A 23,977-nucleotide genomic window follows, 5' to 3' on the forward strand; every position below is an offset into this window, starting at 1 on the left:
TACGAGACGGATTTTAATATCGAATTAACAAAAGTTACACTTTCATGATTTCGGCTTCTTTGACAGCCAAATGTTCCTCAATCTTTCTAATGAAAGCATCGGTTAGTTTTTGAACATCATCTTCGGCCGTTTTGCAGATGTCTTCTGACGTTCCGTCTTTTTCTAATTTTTTAATCTCAGTGTTGGCATCTTTTCGGGCATTTCTGATTCCGATTTTGGCATCTTCAGCTTCTGCTTTGGCTTGTTTTACCAAGTCGCGGCGTCTTTCTTCGGTCAAAGCCGGCACACTGATGATGATGTTATCCCCATTGTTCATTGGGTTAAACCCAAGATTGGCAATCATAATCGCTTTTTCTATAGGGTGCAACATATTTTTTTCCCAAGGCGTAACAGTTATCGTTCTCGCATCGGGCACATTGATATTGGCTACTTGTGATAAAGGCGTTTGTGAGCCATAATAATCTACAAAAACACCACCCAACATTTGAGGGGTTGCTTTTCCGGCACGGATATTTAAAAATTCTTTTTCTAAATGCGCAATTGAACCGTTCATTGATTCTTTTGTGCTGTCTAAAATAAATTCAATTTCTTCCATTTTTAATTTAGATTGTTAGATAGTTAGATTTTTTAGATTGTTAGACAGTTTCTAAGGAGTCTAATGATCTAATTCAGTCTAAGTAGTCTATATTTTAACTACAGTTCCTATATTTTCGCCTTCGCAAATTTTTAATAAGTTTCCTTTTTGATTCATGTCGAATACCACAATTGGCAACGCATTTTCCTGGCTTAAAGTGAAAGCCGTGGAGTCCATTACATTCAATCCTTTTTTGATTACGTCTTCAAATGTGATGCTGTCAAATTTTACGGCATTCGCATTTTTTTCAGGGTCAGAATCATAGATTCCGTCAACGCGAGTTCCTTTAAGAATCACATCGGCATGGACTTCAACACCGCGTAAAACGGCAGCGGTATCAGTTGTGAAATAAGGATTTCCGGTTCCGGCTCCGAAGATTACAATTCTGCCTTTCTCCAAGTGACGAACGGCTCTTCTTTTGATATAAGGCTCAGCGATAGCTTCAATTTTTAAGGCGGTTTGCAAACGAGTCAGCATTCCTTTGTCTTCCAAAGCGCCTTGTAAAGCCATACCGTTAATCACGGTGGCCAACATGCCCATGTAATCGCCTTGCACTCTGTCCATTCCATTACTGGCTCCGGCAACTCCTCTAAAAATGTTTCCACCGCCAATTACGATAGCGATTTCAACTCCTTTGTCGTGAATCTCTTTGATTTGATCGGCATATTCACCCAGTATTTTAGGGTCAATTCCATATTGTCTCTCGCCCATCAGTGCTTCACCACTTAGTTTTAGAAGAATCCTTTTGTATTTCATAGTGTTTTTTTATTTGCAGGTTTACTTTTGAACCTACCAAGTATTAGTTGAATTGTTGGTTGCAAATATAAACATATTCTCTTTTTGTATAGTAATCGTTAAAAATAATGTTTGGTAACATTTATCACTTTTTTATCATTTATGGTTTTGTAGCTTTGCGGTATCAAATTCAAATTTTATGGAATCAATTATCCAAAATAGTATAGCCAATAGTCTTTCTTATACCGAATACAGAAACAAAGTTTCCACGCTTTTAAAAGAAGGGAAGTCCACCGGAAACGAACAATCCGAAGCGTTGACACATTATTCCGAATTGAATGAAACCCGTATGAATCGTTTGGAAAAAACCATCAGGATTACTAATGAATTCACCGAAAAATTACAGCAATTGCAAAAAGAATACATTTGGCTGGTGATTTCCGAAGGCTGGTGTGGCGATGCGGCTCAGTTACTTCCAATCATTCACAAAATGGCAGAGCTTTCCCCAAAAATCGATTTAAAAATTGCCTTCCGTGACGAAAATGACGATTTGATGCATTTGTTTCTAACCAATGGTTCAAGAAGCATTCCTAAGCTGATTATTTTAGACAAAAATACTTTGGAAGTTTTAGGCGATTTCGGACCAAGACCACAAGGCGCAAAACAATTAATTTTAGATTACAAGGCCGAACATGGCGTGGTTGATGAAACCGCTAAAACCAATTTGCAACTTTGGTATTTGCACGATAAAGGGTTATCAACCCAAACAGAAATTATGGAAATTATGGCTGCGTTGGAGTAATCAATTCATAGTGTAGGCCAAGCCGATGCAAAAACTACCAATTCTTTTCTCCGAATTTTTACTAAAACCATATTGGCAAAGCTCTAAATACAAACCTAATCCGCCATTGGCATCTTCAAATCCAAGGCTTATTTTTTTGAAGTAGCCGGACAAATCATTGCGACCAATGGCCATGGCTCGTCCAAAACCGGGCTCAACATACATTCTGAAATCTTTACTCACTTTGGAGTTTATCTTAATCGTGCCGAATAATGGCGCAACAACCAAACACTCATTGGCTTTCCAATCAATTCCGATATTACCGCCAACCCAAAGGAATTGATTTATCTTAATGCCCATTCCAAACCTTCCGATAACGCCATCAGGTAGAAACCAAGGTTCATCTTCGCCGTATTCGTCAATTTCTCCAGCATATTGATTGACTCTGATGGGAATAGCGAATTCAAATTTGGTATAAGTGTATCGTTTCTTTTTGGCAACAGTAAGCGTGTCGCGATTTTCCTGAGAAAAACCGATTGAACTGATAAGCAGTAGGATTAGTAAGAGTTTAGCTTTCGGTTTGGTGAAGACTTTGTTCGAAAGTTTGCGGGGGAATTGCGTTAACAACATCATAATCACCAATTTTAGTTCGACGTAAAACGGATAAATAACCGCCTGAATTCAGCGCTTTCCCAAAATCATAAGCTAAGGAACGAATGTAAGTGCCTTTGCTGCAAACCACACGAAATTCGATTTCAGGTAACACAAATTTAGTGATTTCAAATTCATGTATGGTCGTTTTTCGCGCTTGAATTTCAACTTCTTCTCCGGCACGTGCATGTTCATACAAACGAATACCCTCTTTTTTGATGGCCGAAAACACCGGTGGCTTTTGGTCGATTTCGCCCAAGAATTGCGGAATGGTTTGCTGAATTAATTCAGCCGTTATATGTTCCGTTGGAAAAGTAGCATTCACTTCGGTTTCCATATCATATGATGGCGTTGTGGCACCAACAGTAATCGTACCCGTATATTCTTTGGCTTGCCCTTGAATCTCAGTAATCTTTTTGGTGAACTTCCCGGTGCACACAATCAGCAAACCGGTGGCTAACGGATCCAAAGTTCCGGCGTGACCAATTTTGAATTTCTTCGGAAGATTGTATTGTCGTTTCAGTATGTACTTCAACTTGTTCACCGCTTGAAACGAAGACCAAGTCAAAGGTTTGTCAATTAAAAGTACTTGACCTTCTAAAAAATCTTCAGCCGTTTTCAATTTTTATTTGTTTAAAGAGAAATAAACCAGCAAAATCACGCCGGCTACAATTCGGTAATAACCCCAGGGTTTAAAACCGTATTTTTTGATGATTCCAATGAAGAATTTGATAGCGATTATAGACACAATAAAAGCGACAATATTACCCACTAAAAACATTTTCAAGTTATCAGAAGACTGCGTCAACAGTTCGTATCCCTTAAGTTGAGAAACTTCATAAGTCTTCAAGAACAACGAATAAGTAGTAACCGCCAACATCGTCGGAACTGCTAAAAAGAACGAGAATTCCGCTGCGGTTTCTCGAGTCAAGCCTTGTTGCATACCGCCAATTATTGAAGCCGCAGAACGACTCGTGCCGGGCATCATCGCCAAACATTGCCAAAAGCCGATAGTGACTGCTTTTTTGATGGTTATATCTTCTTCGTGAGCAATGGTAGGATTATTGAAGCGACCGTCAATAAACAGTAAAACGATACCGCCAACAATCAATACAATCGCAATGGGAATAGGATTTCCTAGCACGGCATCAATCTTATCATCGAATATTTTTCCGAGAACTAAAGCCGGAATTACAGCACAAGCCAATTTGACATAAAAGTTAATCTTGCGGAAGTCAAAAAACTTCTTCCAATACAAAACCACTACGGCCAAAATTGCCCCAAACTGAATCGAAACCTGAAACAATTTCACAAAATCATCTTCCTGAATCCCAAAAAATGAACTGGTAAAAATCATGTGAGCCGTCGAAGAAACCGGTAAGTATTCGGTTAAACCTTCCACGATGGCGATGAGTATCGCTTGAATGTAATCCATATTTGTAGTGTTCAGTGTTCAGTATTCAGTGCTCAGTAGTGAAATCTTACTAACTGAAAACTGAAGGAGAATACTATTGTTTATTTACTTTTTTTAAAAATCGAGTAAATCGTAATCCCGAAACCAATCAAAACAACAGTCGGTGCCAAACGGATTCTTTGGAAATTGAACACTTCGTCATTCCACACTTTCGGGTCATCACTTCCGCCACCACTCATCAGAATAAATCCTAGAGCAATCACAGCGATACCAATTAATAATATTTTGTAGTTCACCTTATCAAAAAGGAAATCCGGTTGTTGCTCGTTGTTTTTCATGAGTTTATTTTTTAATGTTTTAATACGTTGTACTTAAATTTTAATACAAATCGTCTGTTCTTAAATTCAAAAAGCGCTGTGTCGCAAAATAGGTACTGATCCAAGTAATCACAACACCCATTACTAAAACGCCTAATAACACTATGCCAATCGATAATTGGTCTTCCATAATCCCTAAATTCGGGAAGTTGAATTGAATATAAACCAGCAAACCAATCAAAGCCAAAATCGCCAAAACAGCCCCAATAAATCCAAGAATTACACTGGTTTTGATAAACGGTTTTCTGATGAATGATTTCGTTGCACCCACCATTTGCATCGTTTTAATGATAAATCGGTTGGCGTAAATGGATAGTCGCAGCGAACTGTTAATCAACAACACCGAAACAAACGCAAATACACCGGTAACAATCAAAATCCACATACTGATATTTTTCACATTGTCATTCACCAAAGTCACCAATTGCTTGTCATAAACAATATCAGCTACCATTGGGTTTTTGCGCAAACGGTTTTCAATTTTAGCAATTTCAGGATTGGTTACAAAATCGGCTTTCAAGTGAATGTCAAACGAATTCTGCAACGGATTCACACCCAAAAATTGCATAAAATCCTCACCAATCACTTCTTTGTGTTCCGCTGCCGCTTGCTCTTTGGAAACATAGTCAAAAGATTTGGCAAATTTGGCCGTCTTCATTTCCTCGGTAAACGCTTTCATCACCGAGTCATTTGCCTCATTTTTAAAGAAAACCGTCATCGCAATTTCTTCCTTGAAATTGTCTGATAATCGCTTGGAATTGATAACAAAAAGCCCCAAAGTTCCCAATAAAAACAACACCAAAAAGATACTCAACACTACCGAAAAATAGGAGGTAATTACTCTGCGCTTCTGAAACTTTTCAAATGAATCTGACATAAACAGTGATTTAAGCCGTAAAAATAGTAAAGAAAATTGTTTAACGTACAAACTTTTAACTTAATTATAATAAACGTAAATTTGTCGCTTAAAATTTTTTAGGAGCGAATGGTTCGGGCGGTTTCAGTCAGCCATTTTCCCGCTTTCCGCAGTATCTTTTTTGTCACGTCGAGAGCAGTCGTGACGCCTTATTTAAAAAAGGATACATGCTACAATCGGGGCTAAAAAGTAAACGAATTAAAAAACCTTAGAACCTTAGCGCCTCAGTGCTTAGAACCTTAATAAGAATGAAGTATCACCACGAAAAAATCGAAGCCAAATGGCAACAGTATTGGGCACAAAACCAAACGTTTGCCGCCACCAATAATTCTGAGAAACCTAAGTATTACGTACTCGACATGTTTCCTTATCCATCCGGAGCAGGTTTGCACGTTGGGCATCCGCTGGGCTATATCGCCTCCGATATCGTGGCGCGTTTCAAACGCCATAAAGGGTTTAACGTATTGCATCCGCAAGGGTATGATTCCTTCGGTTTGCCGGCAGAACAATACGCCATCCAAACCGGTCAACACCCGGAGAAAACCACTCGTGAAAACATTGCCCGTTACCGGGAACAATTAGACAAAATAGGTTTCTCCTTCGATTGGAGTAGAGAAGTGCGCACTTCCAACGCCGATTATTACAAATGGACCCAATGGATTTTTATTCAATTATACAATTCTTGGTATTGCAAATCGGCTAACAGAGCATTTGATATTTCCGAATTGGTTGAGATTTTCAGAACCGAAGGGAATTCTAATGTAGACATGGTTTGCGATGACGGAGTAGCCCTCTTCACTGCAGCCGAATGGAATAGTTTTTCGCACGAACAACAACAAAAAATACTTTTACAATACCGACTAACTTATTTGGCTGAAACCGAAGTCAACTGGTGTCCGGCATTAGGAACAGTTCTAGCCAATGACGAAATTGTAAACGGTGTTTCCGAACGCGGCGGTCATCTGGTTATTCGCAAAAAGATGACGCAATGGTCCATGCGAATTTCTGCTTATGCCGAAAGATTATTGCAAGGTTTAGACACCATCGACTGGAGTGAATCCATCAAAGAAAGTCAAAGAAACTGGATTGGAAAGTCTGTAGGTGCTTCGGTAGATTTCAGACTCCAGAATACAGTAGGCAGTATTTCAGTATTCACGACCAGACCAGATACAATATTCGGAGTAACCTTTATGACCTTAGCACCGGAACATGAATTGGTTTCCATAATCACAACTCCTGAACAAAAAGCAGCCGTTGAAGCCTATGTAGAAGCTACCGCCAAACGTTCCGAAAGAGAAAGAATGGCCGATGTTAAAACTATATCCGGAGTATTCACAGGCGCTTTTGCCGAACATCCATTCACCAAAGAACCAATTCCGGTTTGGATTGGCGATTACGTATTAGCAGGCTACGGAACCGGAGCGGTAATGGCTGTTCCTTGCGGTGACGAAAGAGATTATGCGTTTGCCCATTTCTTCAAAGGTCAGAAAGGCATGCCCGAAATCAAAAACATTTTCAACCAAGATATTTCAGAAGCCGCTTATGGCGAAAAATCAGGTTTCGAATTAACCAACTCCGATTTCCTAAACGGATTGGGTTACAAAGAAGGCACTAAAAAAGTAATCGAAGAACTCGAGAAAATCAAACAAGGCAAAGGCAAGACCAATTACCGTTTGCGCGACGCGGTTTTCTCTCGACAAAGATATTGGGGCGAACCGTTTCCGGTGTATTATGTAAACGGCTTACCGCAAATGATTGATGCGAAATATTTGCCAATCGTTTTGCCGGAAGTAGAGAAATATTTACCTACCGAAGACGGCCAACCGCCATTAGGTAACGCAACCGATTGGGCGTGGGATAGTGTTCAGTGTTCAGTGGTCAGTAATCAGTTGATTGATAACAAGACGATATTTCCTTTGGAGCTAAACACCATGCCGGGTTGGGCAGGCAGTTCATGGTATTGGATGCGTTATATGGACGCACACAATGATGCTGAATTTGCCAGTCAAGACGCTTTGAAATACTGGGAAAGCGTAGACTTATACATAGGCGGAAGCGAACACGCCACCGGCCATTTGTTGTACTCTCGTTTTTGGAACAAATTCTTAAAAGACAAAGGCTTTGCCCCAACGGAAGAACCGTTTAAGAAATTGATTAATCAGGGAATGATTTTGGGGATGAGTGCGTTTGTTTACAGAAGTGAAGATTCAAAAAAACTATATTCAAAAGGATTAATTGCCGGTGAAAAAGTTCATCCAATCCATGTCGACTTAGCTGTTATCAACGACATCACCAATGAATTAGATATCGAAGCTTTCAAAAATCATCCATTATATACGGATTACAAAAACGCCGAATTCATTCTGGAAAACGGTAAATACATAGTCGGTCGCGAAGTCGAAAAAATGTCCAAATCCAAATACAATGTGGTCAATCCGGATGACATTTGCAACGATTACGGTGCCGATACTTTGCGTTTATACGAAATGTTCCTCGGTCCGTTAGAACAAGCCAAACCTTGGAACACCGCCGGAATCACCGGAGTGTCAGGTTTCTTGAAAAAACTATGGCGTTTGTATTTTGATGAAAATACCGGTTTGACTGTCACCAACGACGAGCCAACGGCGGAAATGTACAAATCACTCCACAAAACCATCAAAAAAGTGACGGAAGATATTGAGAACTTCTCGTTCAATACTTCTGTGTCGCAGTTTATGATTTGTGTGAATGAATTGGCTTCGATGAAATGCCACCACAGAGCGATATTAGAACCATTGGCCGTAGTAATTTCGCCTTATGCGCCGCATATTGCCGAGGAATTATGGAGTCAATTAGGACACGAAGGTTCTATCTCAACAGTAGATTTTCCAATCGTTAACGAGAAATACTTGGTAGAATCGGAAAAAGAATACCCGGTTTCCTTCAACGGAAAAATGCGTTTCACCATCAAATTGCCTTTGGATTTAACGGTACCACAAATACAAGAAATCGTAATGGCAGACGAAAGAACCATCAAACAACTAGAAGGAAGAACACCCAATAAAGTGATTATCGTTCCGGGGAAAGTGATTAACTTGGTGGGATAAAATAGAGAACGTTTTTAAGGGATAAGTCAAAAGGGATTGGGGAAAAGTAAGTTTGCTTTTTCCTAATCCCTTTTCCTTTTTAACGCTCGCTACATAATTCTGTAACCAATTTAAAACTCTTTCGACTAATCGAAAAAAAAACCAACACCATGAAATCGAAGATTCACGAATACCAAAAAAAAAATTTAACCCATGAGTAAAAAACACGAAATCCACACCATTGTAGAAAAGGCAGGCTTTAGCAGTATGAAAGAAAAACTAACCGAAAAAGTAACCCTTTTCCTCAATGAAAAAGCCAACGCCGGTTACGAAATCATCAGCGTTTCCTTTACCTATTACGAAGGCGCCGAATTAATCGCTTTCATTACTATCTGCAGATAAATGACAAGCTGTCATTGTCAGTAGTTTGGCGTACAATTTGATGCAGTTTTAGAAACTAAAATTTACAAATCATGATAGGATATTATATTTTAATCGGCTTGATTGCCTTAGTCAGTTTTGCCGTAAGCTCCAAACTCAAGAGCAAATTCGCAGAATACTCTAAAATCCATTTGCGCAACGGCATGAGTGGCGCCGAAATCGCTACGCAAATGCTACAAGACCACGGGATTTATGACGTAAAAGTTATTTCCACACCGGGCCAATTGACCGACCATTACAATCCGGCGGACAAAACGGTTAACTTAAGCGAAGGCGTATACAACCAAAGAAATGCAGCCGCAGCCGCCGTTGCCGCTCATGAATGTGGTCACGCTGTACAACATGCGACGGCTTACAATATGTTGCAATTGCGTTCGCAGTTGGTCCCGATTGTAAACGTTTCTTCGACCTTGTCGCAATACTTAATTTTTGGAGGTTTAATCCTTGGTGCCGCGGCCGGATTAGGTTTAGGATTTTACATAGCTGTTATCGGTTTGGTGCTAATGGCGATTGCCACATCCTTTGCCTTTATAACACTTCCGGTAGAATACGACGCCAGTAACCGAGCTTTAGCTTGGTTGAAAAACAAAAACATGTTGAGCCAACAAGAATTCGCCGGTGCCGAAGACGCCTTAAAATGGGCCGCTCGGACTTATGTAGTCGCCGCGATTGGCGCTTTAGCTTCACTCTTATATTGGGCACTGCAAGTATTTGGTTCAAGAGATTAAAAAAACAAAACCCGTTGCGAAAGTAGCGGGTTTTTTTATACTATCTTTCTCTCATCCCAAGGATAAATGGGTGTTTATTGCTTGATTTTAGTAAAAGGAAAATAATTTTTAGTAAGTTTGAACAACAAATACCACCACTTATAATGCTCAGATTATACCCAAACGAAGTTTTTCGAGAAATCGAAACAGAAATTCCGTTGAAATATAGATATGCAGTATCCAATAGAGGAAGACTGATTAGTTTTACCCATGATTTTAGAGACGGAAATGTTTTAAAAGGATCCATGTGCGGAGGCTATAAAACGCTTCGTTACCGAATACTAGAGAACGGAGAATCTATTTGTAAAACCTTTTTTATTTACAAACTGGTGGCGGAATTTTTTATTCCGAAAACTTCCGAAGACCAGCAATATGTTTTGCATTTGGATTATGTTCGCGATAATGATTCGGTGTCCAATTTAAAATGGGCGACTTATGAGGAAATGATGGTGCACCGAAAGAAAAGTCCGCACGTTATTAAAGCCAAGCAAAATCTACTCGAATTCAACCTAAAATCAGATGGTAGAAAATTGACTATAACTAAGGTGATTCATTTAAAAAAGTTGCTCAACAAACCCAATCAGAAGACACGCATGAAGATGTTGGCCAAACAGTTTGGCATAAGTGAAATGCAGGTTAGCCGAATCAAACGAGGGGAAAACTGGAGTCACATAAAGGTTTAAAAAAATTACCCGTTACGAAAGTAGCGGGTTTTTTATATAGGAGCGAATGGCTTGGGCAGTTTCAGGAATGGTAATTCCCGCTTTACGTTCCAATAACTTTGATAAAGTTGATTTCCACTGCAATCGGGGCTAAAGAGTTATCCATTTAACTTAAAAAAGACAAAAAACAGCAACCAAACGATAGGGTGAATAAGAATACAATACAACCTTGACTTTTCCGGCTCGCGATAATATTTATACAAATCTTTCAGCAATAAAATTACGCTAATAGGAATTAACAATAGCAACAGCAAGAAACCCAATCCCGGAGTACAGACACCGCTTGGAGCCATTTTTTCACCTATTATCATCGTAATTACATAAGCCACATAAAACAAAACCCATTTAATCTCTTTTCGCATAGTTTCTTTTTTAAACTCCTAACTCCCAACTATAGCTGTATCTGTCGCTCAATCTGCTGTTCTAAAGAAATAAAAGTTTCCGTTCTCGAAACACCGTCAATGGGTTGGACTTTTTTATTGAGGAGTTGCATCAGATGTTCGTTATCGCGGCAAATCATTTTGATAAGAATCGACCAGTTTCCGGTAGTGTAATGGCATTCTAACACTTCAGGAATTTTTTTGAGTTCTCTAACCGCATCCGCATTACTGGAAGCTTTGTCTAAATAAATCCCGATAAAGGCCATCGTTTTATACCCCAAAACCTTGTTATCAATGATAAATTTGGACCCCGAAATCACACCGGCATCTTCCAATTTACGCAACCGTTGGTGAATTGCCGCACCGGAAATACCAATCTTGTTGGCGATTTGTAAAATGGGTTTACGGGCATCTTCCATTAAGTCGCGAAGGATTTCTTTGTCGATGCCATCAATTTCTATTTGTAGTTGATTTATCTTCATATTCAATAATGTTTAAAGTAAAAGTAAAGAATATGTTTTAATTTGAAACAAGAAACCCAAAACTGTTTTAAGTTTTGGGTTTGTATTTTTATTGTTAACTGAAATGAAAATGGTTTCCAATTTAGCCCCGATTGAAGAGGTTACCATGTAACCCGTAAAGCGGGAATATGGATCCCAAAAATGCCCAAGCCGTTCGCTCCAAATAACTTAGCTACTAATTCCCCAACAATTTATCCGGATTATAGCCTACATAAGGCATTTCAGTTTCGTGGAAAACGATTCCATGAACAGCGAGTTCTTTTAAAATGGGTTCGTAAACTTCTTTTTTAATAGGCAATTGTACGCCCGGCGTTTTGATGTTGCCGTTTAAGATTTGTAAAGTCGCCATCGCTACCGGTAAACCTACGGTTTTGGCCATGGCGGTGTAGATTTGGTCGTCGCCAATACAGACCATTTTGGAATCGATTTGCTTTCTTTCGCCGTTGAGTTCGTAGCCAAATTTGTGGTACATTACTATCATGTCTTTGTCTTCCGGTTGCAAGGTCCAACTGTCGTTTAGGATGCGTTCTAAAATTTGTGCCGGAGAAGCATTTTTGAGGCCAACGATTTTGTTAGGGTTAAAAATGTCGAGTTCCATTAATTTGTCCCACATGATGTCGTCTTGTTCGATGCCAAGCGCCATTCGGGTTTTTAATTCCACCGAATCAGAGGCGTGAAAGGGTAAAAAGGAATTGATAAAATCACGATAACTCATCGTTTCTGAATTTTCCATCACATAAGCATCATCGGTCATGCCCAGTTGCACAAACATATTCCAGGCTTTAGAAAAACCAACTCTTCGAATCGTGCCTCGGTATAAAGTTAGGATGTCATCAAGACCATAAATGCTTCGGTATTTTAAAGAATCGCGATTAGCATAGCCTTCAAATTTCCCGTAACCTTCAACATGAAAAAATTCGGTTCTGCGGAATAATTTGTGGTACGGGATGTATTTGTATTTGCCTTCTTGGATGAACTTTGCTGCACCGCCTTGACCGGCTAATACTACGTTTCTTGGTGCCCAAGTGAATTTGTAATTCCATAAATTAGTATCACTTTCCGGAGCGACTAAACCCCCGCAAAACGATTCAAATAAGATCATTTTTCCACCTTTGGCTTTGATTTCGTCAATGACTTTCATGGCACTCATGTGGTCAATTCCGGGATCGAGTCCTACTTCATTCATGAAAATCAAGTTGTTGGCTTTTACAGCTTCGTCCAAACTTTGCATTTCGTCTGAAATATAAGAAGCGGTCACCATATTTTTTTGGAAGGTTACACAGTCTTTCGCCACTTCAATATGCATATTCGCCGGTAGCATTGAAATCACTATATCTGCTTTTTGAATTTCGGCTTGGCGTTGTGCTACATTATTAATGTCTAAAGCAATCGGTGTGGCATTCGGGTGATTGTATGTTTTTCTTCTGGCCAATTCTATAGATAAATCAGCAAGGGTTACATTTAAGTTTTCTTGTGGAGATTTTCTTAAAAGGTATTTTATTAGTGACGATGCAGAGCGGCCTGCGCCTATGATTAAAATAGTTCTCATTCGTTTGTTTGTTGACCACAAAGGTATGAATTTGAAACAAAAAAGCCCATCCTTTCAGACGAGCTTTTTGTTATTCTAAACCTTCTATTTCTTCGAGTTCTTTTCGAGCTTCTTGTTTGGTTTCTATTTTTTGTTGCTCAAATTGAGCGTCGGTGGCTATTTCGTCTTTAATTACTAAAGTTTTGCCGAGGACAACCAGGGAACAAAATGCTACCAACAACACTATTATTTTTGGAAATTTTTTTTCCTTTTCTTCCGATTTTTTCAAGGTCAATAAACCAAAAATCAGGGCCAAACCAATAGGTAGAAAAGCAAGTGTATCCATGGGTAAAATGGTAAAGGCGATGGATAACGCACCAAAAACACAAGCTAAAATTAAAGATAGTTTTCTCATGATTTTACACTATTAAATACCAGTGGCTGAGGTTAAAACCAATTGTCCGGTACCAACGGGAATGCTGAATTTAAGTAAAGCCGGGACTTTTTTTGCATCTGCAGTAAGCCAAATTAAGTTTTTGTCTTTTCCTCGTAAAGCATCAGTTTTGGCGCCTATAGAAAGTTTGTAACATTCTTTTTTGCCTAAATTACCCGCGTTCACGGTTTCTTTCCCCATATATTTTAAAGTCACAGGAATTTGCTTTTCATCAAAAACGATCATCATCGATTGTGTTTGTCCCGCTTTGAATTTGCTGAAATCCATTGTTCTCACTTTATACAAAAGCGAAATCACATCTTGTGTTGAACCGCCTATAGTAAAGGTTTTTTGGGTTTCCGGTTTTTTTCTTTTTTTAACGGTGCTGTTTACGGTATTGCCTTTGAAAACATATTTTTCTTTTTTGGTGTAACCTCCTTCATCGATGCTTCTTTTGTACAAACTCGGTTTTAAGGTCACTGGATTTACATAAGATTCATAAATATCTCTAATCTTAAAAAATGAATCCCATTTGCTGTAGGTTGACAATTCGCAACTCAAATGCAGATAAGCGTTTTTAGCCGTAGAAACGGTTTCCGTACTCATAGTTACTTGTGCTAATTGTGTCATTAAACCACTCATGTTATACGAACCGGCATAAACCAATTTTTCACCCGATTTAATGGGTTGGTTTTTTTGAGGCGCAAACGAACTGAAAACAAAAACGGCGCTTAGTATATAAAGTAATCTCTTCATAATTAAAAATTAAGGTGCAAATATAAAATTTTAAAAAAGGTAACTAACCAAAAGAAAAGTGAAATTTCTTTATTTCTTAAAAGATAACGGATAAATTTGTGGAATAGTATTTAATTCAAAAACAATGGAGAGAAAAATAACCGGAGTTGCAGTTGTATTAGGAATGACCGCAATTATTTTGGGGGCTTTTGGTGCTCATGCTTTAAAAAAACAGTTGACGGTTGAGGAACTGATTACTTTTGAAACAGGTGTTAAATATCAGCTGTATCATGCGCTGTTTTTGTTGTTTTTGGGAGTGACAACTTTGGTGACTGAAAAGAGTAAAAAAACGATCTTTCAGTTGGTTGTTTTGGGCGTAATTTTCTTCTCGGGTTCGATTTATGTATTGGCGACTAAAACCATATCAGGAATTGATTTTAAACCTTTAGGAATTTTAACACCTATCGGTGGAGCCTTATTAATACTGGGCTGGACCATTTTATTATGGAGCATCCTGAAAGATAAAAGATAATATTTTAATAAAAAAAATAGTTTCTAAAATTTAATTTTTACCTTTGTCGTCGGATTCATAATACAACACAAACTAAATTTTATGGAGAACTACGCTCAAATTACGAAATCGATTTCGTTAGAACAATACGGAATCAAAAACGTTCAAGAAATTATCCACAATCCTTCTTTCGAAAAATTATACAATGATGAGTTAAATCCAAGCTTACAAGGTTACGAAAAAGGACAACTTACAGAATTAGGAGCGGTAAATGTAATGACCGGTGTTTTTACCGGTAGGTCTCCAAAAGACAAATACATAGTTAAAGACAATATCACCGAAAATACTATTTGGTGGACTTCAGACAAAGCGGTTAACGACAACAAACCGATCAATCAAAACACTTGGGAAGCTTTAAAAGAAACTACAGTTGACCAACTTTCAGGAAAAAAATTATATGTGGTAGATGCTTTTTGCGGTGCCAATGAAAATACGAGATTAAAAGTACGCTTCATTATGGAAGTGGCTTGGCAAGCACATTTTGTAACCAATATGTTTATCCGTCCAACGGAAGAAGAATTGGCCAATTTCGGCGAGCCTGATTTCATTGTAATGAATGGTTCTAAAACTTCTTTTAAAGATTACGCCGCTCACGGTTTGAATTCTGAGGTTTACGTAGCGTTCAATTTAACCGAAAAAATGCAGTTGATTGGTGGTACTTGGTACGGTGGTGAGATGAAAAAAGGAATGTTCGCCATGATGAACTACTATTTGCCATTACAAGGAATTGCGTCAATGCACTGTTCAGCCAATAAAGGAAAAGACGGCGATGTTGCCGTTTTCTTCGGATTGTCGGGAACAGGAAAAACGACTTTGTCTACAGACCCAAAACGCGAATTAATCGGTGACGATGAACACGGTTGGGACAATGAAGGTGTTTTCAATTTTGAAGGCGGTTGTTATGCTAAAACGATTGACTTAAGCAAAGAAAACGAACCTGATATTTATGGCGCTATCAAACGCGATGCGTTACTGGAAAACGTAACGGTCGATGCCGATGGAGTTATCGATTTCAAAGATGGTTCGGTGACTCAAAACACCCGTGTTTCTTATCCGATTTATCACATTCATAATATTGTTAAACCAATTTCTAAAGCCGGTCACGCGACTAAAGTTATCTTCCTAACGGCAGATGCTTTTGGGGTAATGCCACCGGTTTCTAAATTAACGCCGGAACAAACCCAATACTATTTTCTTTCAGGTTTTACAGCCAAATTAGCTGGAACAGAAAGAGGTGTTACTCAGCCTGAGCCAACATTTTCAGCGTGTTTTGGGAAAGCATTTTTAACTTTGCATCCTACAAAATACGGCGCAGAATTGGTGAAAAAAATGGAAGAAAATAATGCTACTGCATACATGGTAAATACCGGTTGGAACGGAACAGGAAAACGTATTTCGATTAAAGATACTCGAGCGATTATTGATGCTATTTTAGATGGCTCGATTGAAAAAGCGGAAACCAAAACGATTCCGGTATTCAATTTGACTGTGCCAACAGCATTACACGATGTGAATCCTGCGATTTTAGACCCGAGAGATACTTACACGGATGCAGCTGAATGGAGCGAAAAAGCAACTGATTTGGCTTCAAGATTCATTAAAAATTTCGCTCAATATACCGATAACGAGCAAGGGCAAAGCTTAGTAGAAGCCGGGCCACAGGTATAACAAACTAACCTAACCAAAGAAAAAAGCCATTCATATTGAATGGCTTTTTTTGATTTATATGGAAGATGTATTATTTTCCTTTGTTCGCGTCAGCGATATACTTTTCTAAAGCCATAGTCATTGATGGGGTTTCCGGTGTTGGCGCTAAAATGTCTATACGTAATCCGTGTTCTAAAGCTTCCTTTTGAGTGGTGCTTCCAAAAACAGCAATACGCGTATTGTTTTGTTGGAAATCAGGGAAGTTTTTGAATAATGATTTGATTCCGGTTGGGCTAAAGAAAGCCAAAACATCATAATAAACATCTGCCAAATCAGACAAATCACTCATTACGGTTTTATAGAATGTGGCTTGTGTCCAATCGACTTTTAAATTGTTCAGTGTTTGTGGTACGTCATAATTCAATTGGTCTGAAGCCGGTAAGAGGAATTTCTCTTCTTTGTATTTTTTAATTAAGGGAGACAAATCGACAAAGTCTTTTTGACCCACATATATTTTGCGTTTTCTGTATACCACATATTTCTGTAGGTAGAAAGCTATCGCTTCCGATTGGCAAAAATATTTTAAATCTTCCGGAACTTTATAGCGCATCTCTTCAGCCACTCTAAAAAAGTGATCTACCGAATTTCTACTGGTCAAAATTATGGCCGTATAGTTGTTGAGATCAATTTTTTGAGCCCTAACATCTTTCGCACTAACTCCTTCGACATGTATAAACGGGCGGAAATCAACTTTTACCTTGTGCTTCTGTTGCAGTTCAAAATAAGGTGAATTCTCTACCTTAGGTTCTGGTTGTGACACCAAAATTGTTTTCACTTTCAAATTTGACATTCTTAATGTGCTAATTTTTTGTAATCAAATAATATATAAAATAGTACGGTGCTATTTCGAGTGCGCAAAGATACAAAATAAAATAAAACAACTTCCCGATGATTAAGTTTTGATAAATCTTCAACGAAATCAAATAAGAATACATGTTTATTATTAAAATCACACCAATAGTGCAAAAAATAAAAACATTTGATGAATTATCGTTATAAAACAAGTAGATGTTTACAGGCAATAACAACAAGCCTATGAATGTACGGTAGCTTACTTTCTGTAAATTGAGCTGCTCGGTGAATTCTTCGATATTAAATGTTGTAGCAATAATTTTTTCGATTAAAAATTTGGAAAGTACAAAAACACCAAAGAATGTAAAAATCCGTAGGAAAAGAATCCAATCGGTTTTGGAAACATAACCAAAATGACTTAGCGCTATTTGAATAAAAAACGAAAACGAAATAATTTGAACAATGAATAATAGAATGGTGAAGCCACTCATCAAATGGGAAGTGTCTTTGTAAACCTTAATGTATTTATCTGAAACTAAAATCTTCAAAAAATCATTGAATCTAGTTTCAAAAGCACTACGGGTTATCGCAATTAAAGCAAACGAAAAAACAAAAAGATAAGTGGCCCAATCTTGGGTTTCAATAACTCTCGGCGATAAAACTGTTTCTATCATAATCCCGACAAAATTACTAATTTTTTATTTGTTAAATTATTATATAATTATTAAGATTGGGCGAAGATAAAAAGTTTATTTTTGCATCGAAGTATGACTACAACTATATGAGCGACGGTATTGTAATTATTCCTACCTATAACGAAATTGAAAACATCGAAAGTATTATTCGAGCTGTTTTTGCTTTACCAAAAACGTTTCATGTTTTAATTGTTGATGATAATTCACCTGATAAAACTGCCGCTAAGGTAATTGAGCTGCAAAAAGAATTTCCAACCCAATTGTTTCTGGCTTCCAGAACAAAAAAAGCCGGATTGGGAACTGCTTATGTTCACGGGTTCAAATGGGCTTTGAAAAACAATTATCATTATATTTTTGAAATGGATGCTGATTTTTCACACAACCCAAATGATTTAGAAAGGTTGTATGATTGTTGTGTCAAAGAGGGTGCTGATTTGGCCATTGGTTCGCGTTATGTGACCGGAGTGAATGTGGTGAATTGGCCCTTGAGCCGAGTGTTATTGTCGTATTTTGCTTCTGTTTATGTGCGAATGATCACCGGGATGAAAATTATGGATGCCACCGCCGGATTTATTTGTTACAGAAAAGAAGTTTTAGAGAAAATAAATTTGGACGCCATCAAGTTCATAGGTTATGCGTTTCAAATAGAAATGAAATACAGGGCTTTTGCCAAAAATTTTAACATACAGGAAGTCCCCGTTATCTTTACAGATAGGACTAAAGGACAATCTAAAATGAGTGGCGCCATTATCAAAGAGGCCATTTTCGGAGTGATCTCTCTGAGAATAAGGAAATTTTTCAACCGATTATAAAATACCCAAAAATGAGTACCGTTTTAATTAAGAATGCCAAAATTGTAAATGAAGGAAAGGTTTTTGAAGGCGATGTTTTGATTGAAAACGAATTTATTGTCGAAATAGCCGAAAGCATCAGCGCCAAATCTGCGAGTTGTAAAATCATCGATGCCGAAGGCAGTTATTTGATTCCGGGTGCCATTGATGACCAAGTGCATTTCCGCGAACCCGGACTTACCCACAAAGGCGATATCGCTTCCGAAAGTCGGGCTGCTGTTGCCGGTGGAATCACTTCATTCATTGAACAACCCAATACGGTTCCCAATGCGGTTACCCAAGAACTTTTAGAAGATAAGTACCAAATTGCAGCCAAAACATCTTATGCGAATTATTCGTTTATGATGGGTGGAACCAACGACAATTTAGAAGAAGTGTTGAAAACCAATCCGAAGAATGTGGCCGGAATCAAGTTGTTTCTAGGTTCGTCAACGGGAAATATGTTGGTGGATAATGAGGAAACTTTGGAGAAAATATTTTCATCTACCAAAATGCTGATTGCTGTGCATTGCGAAGATGAAGCGACCATTAAAGCCAACTTAGAACGATACAAATTGCAGTTTGGGGAAGATATTCCGGTAGAATTTCACCATTTAATCCGAAGTGAGGAAGCCTGCTATTTATCGTCTTCCAAAGCAATTGCCTTAGCTCAAAAAACCGGTGCAAGATTGCATGTTTTTCATTTGTCAACGGCGAAGGAAATGGATTTGTTTACCAACAAAATTCCGTTAGAGGAAAAGCAGATTACAGCCGAAGTTTGTATCCATCATTTATGGTTCTCTGATGCCGATTATAAAACCAAAGGCAATTTGATCAAATGGAATCCGGCAGTAAAAACCGCAGAAGACCGAGACGCTTTGTGGAAGGCATTGTTGGATGACCGAATTGATGTCATTGCGACGGATCATGCACCTCATACCTTGGAAGAAAAAAAGCAAACGTATTTAAAAGCACCATCCGGCGGTCCTTTAGTACAACACGCTGTAGTAGCCATGTTTGAAGCTGCGCACCAAGGCAAAATTTCGATTGAAAAGATAGTTGAAAAGATGTGTCACAATCCGGCAAAGATTTTCAAAATTGAAAAGCGAGGATTCATCAAAGAAGGGTATTATGCCGATTTGGTTTTAGTCAATACCGGTTTGCCATGGAACGTGAAGAAAGAAAATATTTTGGCCAAATGCGGATGGTCTCCATTTGAAGGCTATAATTTTAAATCGAGAATTACCCATACTTTTGTAAATGGAGAATTGGTTTATAAGAACTTTAAAGTAAGCGAAAACCCTGTTGGGAAGCGATTGCTGTTTGACAGATAAAATGATTTGGATGAAACCGATGTCCTCGAATTCCCTAGTAAAATTGTTTAGCATGAGTAAAAGAAGTATTTTGATTGGATTGCTGTTGGCGTTTATCAGTTGTAACGATACAATCGATAAGCCTAATAACCTAATTGAAAAGGACAAGATGGTAGATATTTTGTATGACATTTCATTGTTAGAAGCCATAAAATCTCAGAATATAAATGGTGGAATCAGCAACAAGAACGCTAATGCATATTTGTACAAGAAATATAAAATCGACAGTATTCAGTTTGCCCAAAGCAACAAATACTATGCTGCGGATGTTGAGGAATACAAAAAAATGTTTGAAGAAGTCAAAACCAGACTCGAAGAGCAGATAAAAAAAAACAGTGGTAATCCCAATGAAGGAAATGCTCCGATTAATCCGGATGTACCACAAGTACAGTAGTTATTTTTGTTGATAATCCACCACTTCTTGAACCACCGAATCAATGCTTTGAAACTCAAAATTCAGAGCATTTTTTATTTTGTCATTGGAGATACTATCATCAGATAGTATGGCGTTAACGCTGTATTTAGACAGTTGTCTTTTGGTTCTGAAGAAAGTCGCCAAAAACCAATCCAATCGCCAGGCGATGGCGAGCATCCAAGGTTTGGCTTCTGTTTTTGGTTTTTTGGCTTTTAGTTTTTCGGCTATGGTATAAATTGCTTCTTTGAAGGTCAGGTTTTCAGCTATGAGGGAAAATCTTTCGCCGTTAATGTCACTTTTCAGCAATTCTATCATGATTTTAACCACATCGGTCACGCCGACATAACCGGTGGAGCCCTTGGTGTAAAACGGAAATCCTTTTTTTACCGAAGTAAAGAAGACTCCGCTTCCTTGTTCCCAAAAGCCTGTTCCGAAAATCACGCCCGGATTGACAATAACGACTTGCAAACCTTCTTGTTGACCACGCCAAATTTCCATTTCGGCACCATATTTTGAGATGGCGTAATCGCTATGTGCTGCTTCGGGATTCCATTCTGTTTCTTCGGTGATTTGTTTTTCGTGGGGTTTTAAATCGCCCAAAGCGGCAATCGAGCTAACGTGGCAAAGCTTTTTTACTTTGAAGTCTAAGCACAAATTGACAATATTGGCTGTGCCTTCGATGTTGGTTTTTCGGAGTTGGTCTTCATCATTGGGGTCATAGGAAATCAAGGCCGCGCAGTGGTAAACGTAGGCTATATTTTGAAAAGCAATTTCTAAGGACGGAATGTCGATGATATCGGCTTCAACCCAGTCAATTTTGGAGAATAAAGCTTCTTTTTGGTAAAGGTAAAACAGTGATTTGGTCTTTTCAATGGATTTTTTATTTCGGTAAATGGCGCGAATACCCACTTCATTTTCTGCCAATTGCAGCAGCAAATGTGCGCCGACCAAACCCGTTCCGCCTGTGACTAATATCATTTAGCGAAATTACGAATTAGAAATTACGAATTAGAAATTATTTTGAGTTTCCAAGTAAGCGAAAAGACTTTCTTTTAGCCCTGATTGTAGCGACTACCGCGTAGTGCGGAAAGCAGGAACACGGATTACTGATAAATCCCGAGCCTTTCGCTCCTAAATAATCAATTCTCATTATATTTGCGCAAATTTGATTACACGATGAGAAATTTAGTAGCAGAATTGCAATGGCGTGGCTTGGTTCACGATATGATGCCCGGAACTGAGGAGCAACTTTTAAAGGAAATGACCACGACTTATATTGGGTTTGACCCAACCAGTGATTCGTTGCATATTGGGAGTTTGGTGCCGATTATTTTGTTGGTTCATTTAGAAAAATTTGGGCACAAACCTATTGCTTTGGTTGGTGGTGCTACGGGTATGATTGGCGATCCATCGGGGAAATCGGATGAGCGAAACTTGTTGGATGAAGCGACTTTAGAGAAAAATGTGGCCGGCATCAAAGCGGTTTTGTCACGCTTTTTAGATTTTAATTCGACGGCAGCTAATGCGCCGATTTTGGTGAACAATTATGATTGGATGAAAGACTTTTCGTTTATCAATTTTGCGCGTGATGTGGGTAAAAGAATTACCGTAAACTACATGATGGCAAAGGATTCTGTGAAGAAAAGATTGAGCGCGGAAGGTGAAGGCATGAGTTTTACGGAGTTTACGTACCAATTGATTCAAGGCTATGATTTTCATCATTTGTACAAAACCCATAACTGTTTGTTGCAAATGGGCGGAAGCGACCAATGGGGAAATATCACAACGGGAACCGAATTAGTGCGCAGAATGAATGGTGAAGGTGCCAAAGCTTACGCGATGACTTGTCCGTTAATTACGAAAGCAGATGGTTCTAAATTCGGGAAATCCGAAGGTGGAAATGTTTGGTTGACTGCGGATAAGACTTCGGTTTATAAGTTTTACCAATTTTGGTTGAACACCACCGATGTTGATGCCGAGAAATACAGTAAGATTTTCACGTTTTTAGATAAAGAAACCATTGATGCTTTGATTGCTGAGCACCAAACAGCGCCGCATTTGCGGGTGTTGCAAAAACGTTTGGCGGAAGAAGTGACGACTTTTGTACACGGCAAAGAAGAGTTAGAGAAAGCGGTTTTTGCTTCGGGTGCCTTTTTTAGTCCGACGATGGATGATTTGAAAAAGTTGGACACGAAGACTTTCTTAGAAGTTTTTGAAGGCGTTCCGCAAGCGGAAGTAGCGAAGGCAGATTTAGCAAATGGTTTGGATATGATTGCAGCGCTTTCGGCTAAGACCGGTTTCTTGGCTTCGAATAGTGATGCGCGTCGCGAGTTGCAACAAAATTCGATTTCGTTGAACAAAGAAAAAGTAGCGGCTGATTATTTAGTTACGGAAAAAGATTTAATCAACGGTCAGTTTTTGATGTTGCAAAAGGGAAAGAAGAATTACTATTTAATTAAGGTTATATAACCATCAGGTTACAACCTCGGATATCAGAATTGTCAAAGCGGCCCAATATTTCGAAAGAATTGTTGGGCTGTTTTTTGCCCAAATCTTGTGTGGCAATGAACGAACATGAATTGATATTCGCCAAGTCAATCACATTCACACCACCGGTTTTGCCATAATTTACGTAAGTTAAAGCGTCTTCGGTATCACGGATTAAAATTTGCATCCAACTTGGACATTCAAAAATACCGTTGCCCAAGGAATACGCTTGCGATAATAATTCGGTCATGCCATATTCAGAATGGATGCTGGAAACGCCAAAACCTTGACATAAAATCTCGTGTAACTCTTCGCGGATGATTTCTTTTCGTTTGCCTTTCATGCCGCCGGTTTCCATGATGATGGTGTTTTTGAGCTGAAAATTTTGTTTTTCAATTAAATCCAATAAAGCATAAGTCACGCCAATTAGGATTACATTTTGCCCGGAATTATCTAACTCAATCAATTTCGAAATAAGTTCATCGTAATTGTGCAGGTAAAAGCCGCTGTGTTCGTTGTTGGACAATTCGATTAAATCCTTTACCATATAAATCAAAGACGAACCGTTGCGTTCTAAATAGGATGGAAGCAAAGCCAAAACGGCGTAGTCTTCGATGTTGCCGTAGAATTCGGAGAATGCTAAGCGATAGCTTTGTTCGTATAACGAAATGTCAGTGACTAAATGTTTACTAGTAATCATTCCCGTGGTTCCGCTGCTGGTGAAGGTTTCTAGAATCTCATCGGTATTAGAAATTACATCATGGCTTTTAAAAAACTGTATCGGTAGAAACGGAATTTGGGGTAATGATTTTACTTTTTGAACATCGGTATTCAGAAAATCACAAAACTCACGATAGACCAAGTTGTTTTCGTATTGGTAACGAAAAACCTTTAGCGCTATTTTGTCAAATTGCTTTTGAGAAGAAATGCTGAATATGTCTTGTGGATTGACCAAGGATTATTTTTTGGTAAAAGTAAGGAAAATAAAAAAGCCCTAACTTACGAAA

General features: G+C 38.5%; 27 protein-coding genes. 11 read left to right on the forward strand and 16 right to left on the reverse strand.

Annotated features, from left to right (window positions below):
- Positions 1-34 precede the first annotated feature (34 nt).
- Positions 35-595, reverse strand: coding sequence for a ribosome recycling factor (gene frr / locus ICG50_RS02965; protein ID WP_187659412.1), 561 nt, complete (start codon positions 593-595; stop codon positions 35-37).
- An 87-nt stretch (positions 596-682) separates the two neighbouring features.
- Entirely contained in the window at positions 683-1,390 is a 708-nt protein-coding gene (gene pyrH / locus ICG50_RS02970; protein ID WP_187659413.1) for a UMP kinase, read from the reverse strand.
- 178 nt (positions 1,391-1,568) lie between these two features.
- Here pyrH and ICG50_RS02975 point away from each other — a divergent pair, with 178 nt between their 5' ends.
- Complete coding sequence (locus ICG50_RS02975) at positions 1,569-2,171, forward strand: thioredoxin family protein (RefSeq protein WP_187659414.1); 603 nt, start codon at positions 1,569-1,571, stop codon at positions 2,169-2,171.
- Here ICG50_RS02975 and ICG50_RS02980 read toward each other — a convergent pair whose 3' ends face one another.
- From ICG50_RS02980 to ICG50_RS03000, 5 genes are all read right to left on the reverse strand, one after another.
- Positions 2,172-2,783 (reverse strand): hypothetical protein, encoded by a 612-nt coding sequence (locus tag ICG50_RS02980; protein WP_187659415.1) that lies wholly within the window; start codon positions 2,781-2,783, stop codon positions 2,172-2,174.
- Positions 2,719-3,423 carry a tRNA pseudouridine(55) synthase TruB gene (gene truB, locus ICG50_RS02985; protein ID WP_187659416.1) on the reverse strand — a complete coding sequence of 235 codons (705 nt, stop codon included), beginning with the start codon at positions 3,421-3,423 and terminating at the stop codon, positions 2,719-2,721. The genes ICG50_RS02980 and truB overlap by 65 nt, the downstream gene beginning before the upstream one ends.
- 3 nt (positions 3,424-3,426) lie before the next feature.
- Positions 3,427-4,236, reverse strand: a complete 810-nt coding sequence (locus ICG50_RS02990; RefSeq protein WP_187659417.1) for an undecaprenyl-diphosphate phosphatase — start codon at positions 4,234-4,236, stop codon at positions 3,427-3,429.
- Between the two features lie 80 nt (positions 4,237-4,316).
- Positions 4,317-4,553 carry a DUF3098 domain-containing protein gene (locus ICG50_RS02995; protein WP_187659418.1) on the reverse strand — a complete coding sequence of 79 codons (237 nt, stop codon included), beginning with the start codon at positions 4,551-4,553 and terminating at the stop codon, positions 4,317-4,319.
- Positions 4,554-4,593: 40 nt separating this feature from the next.
- Entirely contained in the window at positions 4,594-5,469 is an 876-nt protein-coding gene (locus ICG50_RS03000) for a cell division protein FtsX (protein WP_187659419.1), read from the reverse strand.
- A gap of 287 nt (positions 5,470-5,756) precedes the next feature.
- Between ICG50_RS03000 and leuS the strand changes: the two genes are divergently transcribed.
- The 4 genes from leuS (at position 5,757) to ICG50_RS03020 (ending at position 10,464) form a co-directional block, all read left to right on the forward strand.
- The gene (gene leuS / locus ICG50_RS03005) at positions 5,757-8,594 is read left to right on the forward strand and encodes a leucine--tRNA ligase (RefSeq protein WP_187659420.1); all 2,838 of its coding nucleotides are present in this window, start codon (positions 5,757-5,759) and stop codon (positions 8,592-8,594) included.
- Between the two features lie 192 nt (positions 8,595-8,786).
- Positions 8,787-8,975: a hypothetical protein gene (locus tag ICG50_RS03010; protein ID WP_187659421.1), complete on the forward strand. Its 189-nt coding sequence runs from the start codon at positions 8,787-8,789 to the stop codon at positions 8,973-8,975.
- A 71-nt stretch (positions 8,976-9,046) separates the two neighbouring features.
- Complete coding sequence (locus ICG50_RS03015) at positions 9,047-9,742, forward strand: zinc metallopeptidase (RefSeq protein WP_187659422.1); 696 nt, start codon at positions 9,047-9,049, stop codon at positions 9,740-9,742.
- A 143-nt stretch (positions 9,743-9,885) separates the two neighbouring features.
- Complete coding sequence (locus ICG50_RS03020; protein WP_187659423.1) at positions 9,886-10,464, forward strand: NUMOD4 domain-containing protein; 579 nt, start codon at positions 9,886-9,888, stop codon at positions 10,462-10,464.
- 137 nt (positions 10,465-10,601) lie between these two features.
- Here the strand turns inward: ICG50_RS03020 and ICG50_RS03025 are convergent, their stop codons facing one another.
- The 5 genes from ICG50_RS03025 to ICG50_RS03045 all read right to left on the reverse strand — a co-directional run bounded on the left by ICG50_RS03025 (position 10,602) and on the right by ICG50_RS03045 (position 14,121).
- Entirely contained in the window at positions 10,602-10,865 is a 264-nt protein-coding gene (locus ICG50_RS03025) for a hypothetical protein (RefSeq protein ID WP_187659424.1), read from the reverse strand.
- Positions 10,866-10,894: 29 nt separating this feature from the next.
- Positions 10,895-11,365: an Lrp/AsnC family transcriptional regulator gene (locus ICG50_RS03030; protein WP_187659425.1), complete on the reverse strand. Its 471-nt coding sequence runs from the start codon at positions 11,363-11,365 to the stop codon at positions 10,895-10,897.
- 214 nt (positions 11,366-11,579) lie between these two features.
- Positions 11,580-12,953 (reverse strand): saccharopine dehydrogenase family protein, encoded by a 1,374-nt coding sequence (locus tag ICG50_RS03035; protein WP_187659426.1) that lies wholly within the window; start codon positions 12,951-12,953, stop codon positions 11,580-11,582.
- A 70-nt stretch (positions 12,954-13,023) separates the two neighbouring features.
- A complete protein-coding gene (locus ICG50_RS03040) occupies positions 13,024-13,347 on the reverse strand; it encodes a hypothetical protein (protein ID WP_187659427.1) in 324 nt (107 codons plus the stop codon).
- Between the two features lie 12 nt (positions 13,348-13,359).
- Positions 13,360-14,121, reverse strand: coding sequence for a DUF3108 domain-containing protein (locus tag ICG50_RS03045; protein WP_187659428.1), 762 nt, complete (start codon positions 14,119-14,121; stop codon positions 13,360-13,362).
- Positions 14,122-14,245: 124 nt separating this feature from the next.
- On the opposite strand from ICG50_RS03045, the gene ICG50_RS03050 reads away from it, so the two are divergent.
- Positions 14,246-14,632, forward strand: a complete 387-nt coding sequence (locus ICG50_RS03050) for a DUF423 domain-containing protein (protein ID WP_187659429.1) — start codon at positions 14,246-14,248, stop codon at positions 14,630-14,632.
- An 81-nt stretch (positions 14,633-14,713) separates the two neighbouring features.
- Positions 14,714-16,339, forward strand: a complete 1,626-nt coding sequence (gene pckA, locus ICG50_RS03055) for a phosphoenolpyruvate carboxykinase (ATP) (RefSeq protein ID WP_187659430.1) — start codon at positions 14,714-14,716, stop codon at positions 16,337-16,339.
- Between the two features lie 70 nt (positions 16,340-16,409).
- Here the strand turns inward: pckA and ICG50_RS03060 are convergent, their stop codons facing one another.
- Both ICG50_RS03060 and ICG50_RS03065 read right to left on the reverse strand, forming a co-directional pair.
- Positions 16,410-17,159 (reverse strand): uroporphyrinogen-III synthase, encoded by a 750-nt coding sequence (locus ICG50_RS03060; protein WP_176307182.1) that lies wholly within the window; start codon positions 17,157-17,159, stop codon positions 16,410-16,412.
- A gap of 19 nt (positions 17,160-17,178) precedes the next feature.
- A complete protein-coding gene (locus tag ICG50_RS03065) occupies positions 17,179-17,844 on the reverse strand; it encodes a DUF4271 domain-containing protein (RefSeq protein ID WP_187659431.1) in 666 nt (221 codons plus the stop codon).
- Between the two features lie 107 nt (positions 17,845-17,951).
- Between ICG50_RS03065 and ICG50_RS03070 the strand changes: the two genes are divergently transcribed.
- Genes ICG50_RS03070 through ICG50_RS03080 form a run of 3 tightly spaced genes read left to right on the forward strand, consistent with a single transcriptional unit; the run spans position 17,952 to position 20,462 of the window.
- Entirely contained in the window at positions 17,952-18,677 is a 726-nt protein-coding gene (locus tag ICG50_RS03070) for a polyprenol monophosphomannose synthase (protein WP_187659432.1), read from the forward strand.
- An 11-nt stretch (positions 18,678-18,688) separates the two neighbouring features.
- Positions 18,689-20,029: a dihydroorotase gene (locus ICG50_RS03075; RefSeq protein WP_187659433.1), complete on the forward strand. Its 1,341-nt coding sequence runs from the start codon at positions 18,689-18,691 to the stop codon at positions 20,027-20,029.
- 52 nt (positions 20,030-20,081) lie between these two features.
- A complete protein-coding gene (locus tag ICG50_RS03080) occupies positions 20,082-20,462 on the forward strand; it encodes a DUF4296 domain-containing protein (protein ID WP_187659434.1) in 381 nt (126 codons plus the stop codon).
- Here the strand turns inward: ICG50_RS03080 and ICG50_RS03085 are convergent, their stop codons facing one another.
- Complete coding sequence (locus ICG50_RS03085) at positions 20,463-21,461, reverse strand: NAD-dependent epimerase/dehydratase family protein (RefSeq protein WP_187659435.1); 999 nt, start codon at positions 21,459-21,461, stop codon at positions 20,463-20,465.
- Positions 21,462-21,659: 198 nt separating this feature from the next.
- Between ICG50_RS03085 and tyrS the strand changes: the two genes are divergently transcribed.
- Complete coding sequence (gene tyrS / locus ICG50_RS03090; protein WP_187659436.1) at positions 21,660-22,952, forward strand: tyrosine--tRNA ligase; 1,293 nt, start codon at positions 21,660-21,662, stop codon at positions 22,950-22,952.
- On the opposite strand, the gene ICG50_RS03095 is transcribed toward tyrS, so the two are convergent.
- Positions 22,945-23,925, reverse strand: a complete 981-nt coding sequence (locus ICG50_RS03095; RefSeq protein WP_187659437.1) for a LuxE/PaaK family acyltransferase — start codon at positions 23,923-23,925, stop codon at positions 22,945-22,947. The two genes, tyrS and ICG50_RS03095, sit on opposite strands and share 8 nt — an antisense overlap.
- Positions 23,926-23,977: the final 52 nt, after the last annotated feature.

This window comes from Flavobacterium buctense, from assembly GCF_014486695.1.
GTDB lineage: Bacteria > Bacteroidota > Bacteroidia > Flavobacteriales > Flavobacteriaceae > Flavobacterium > Flavobacterium buctense.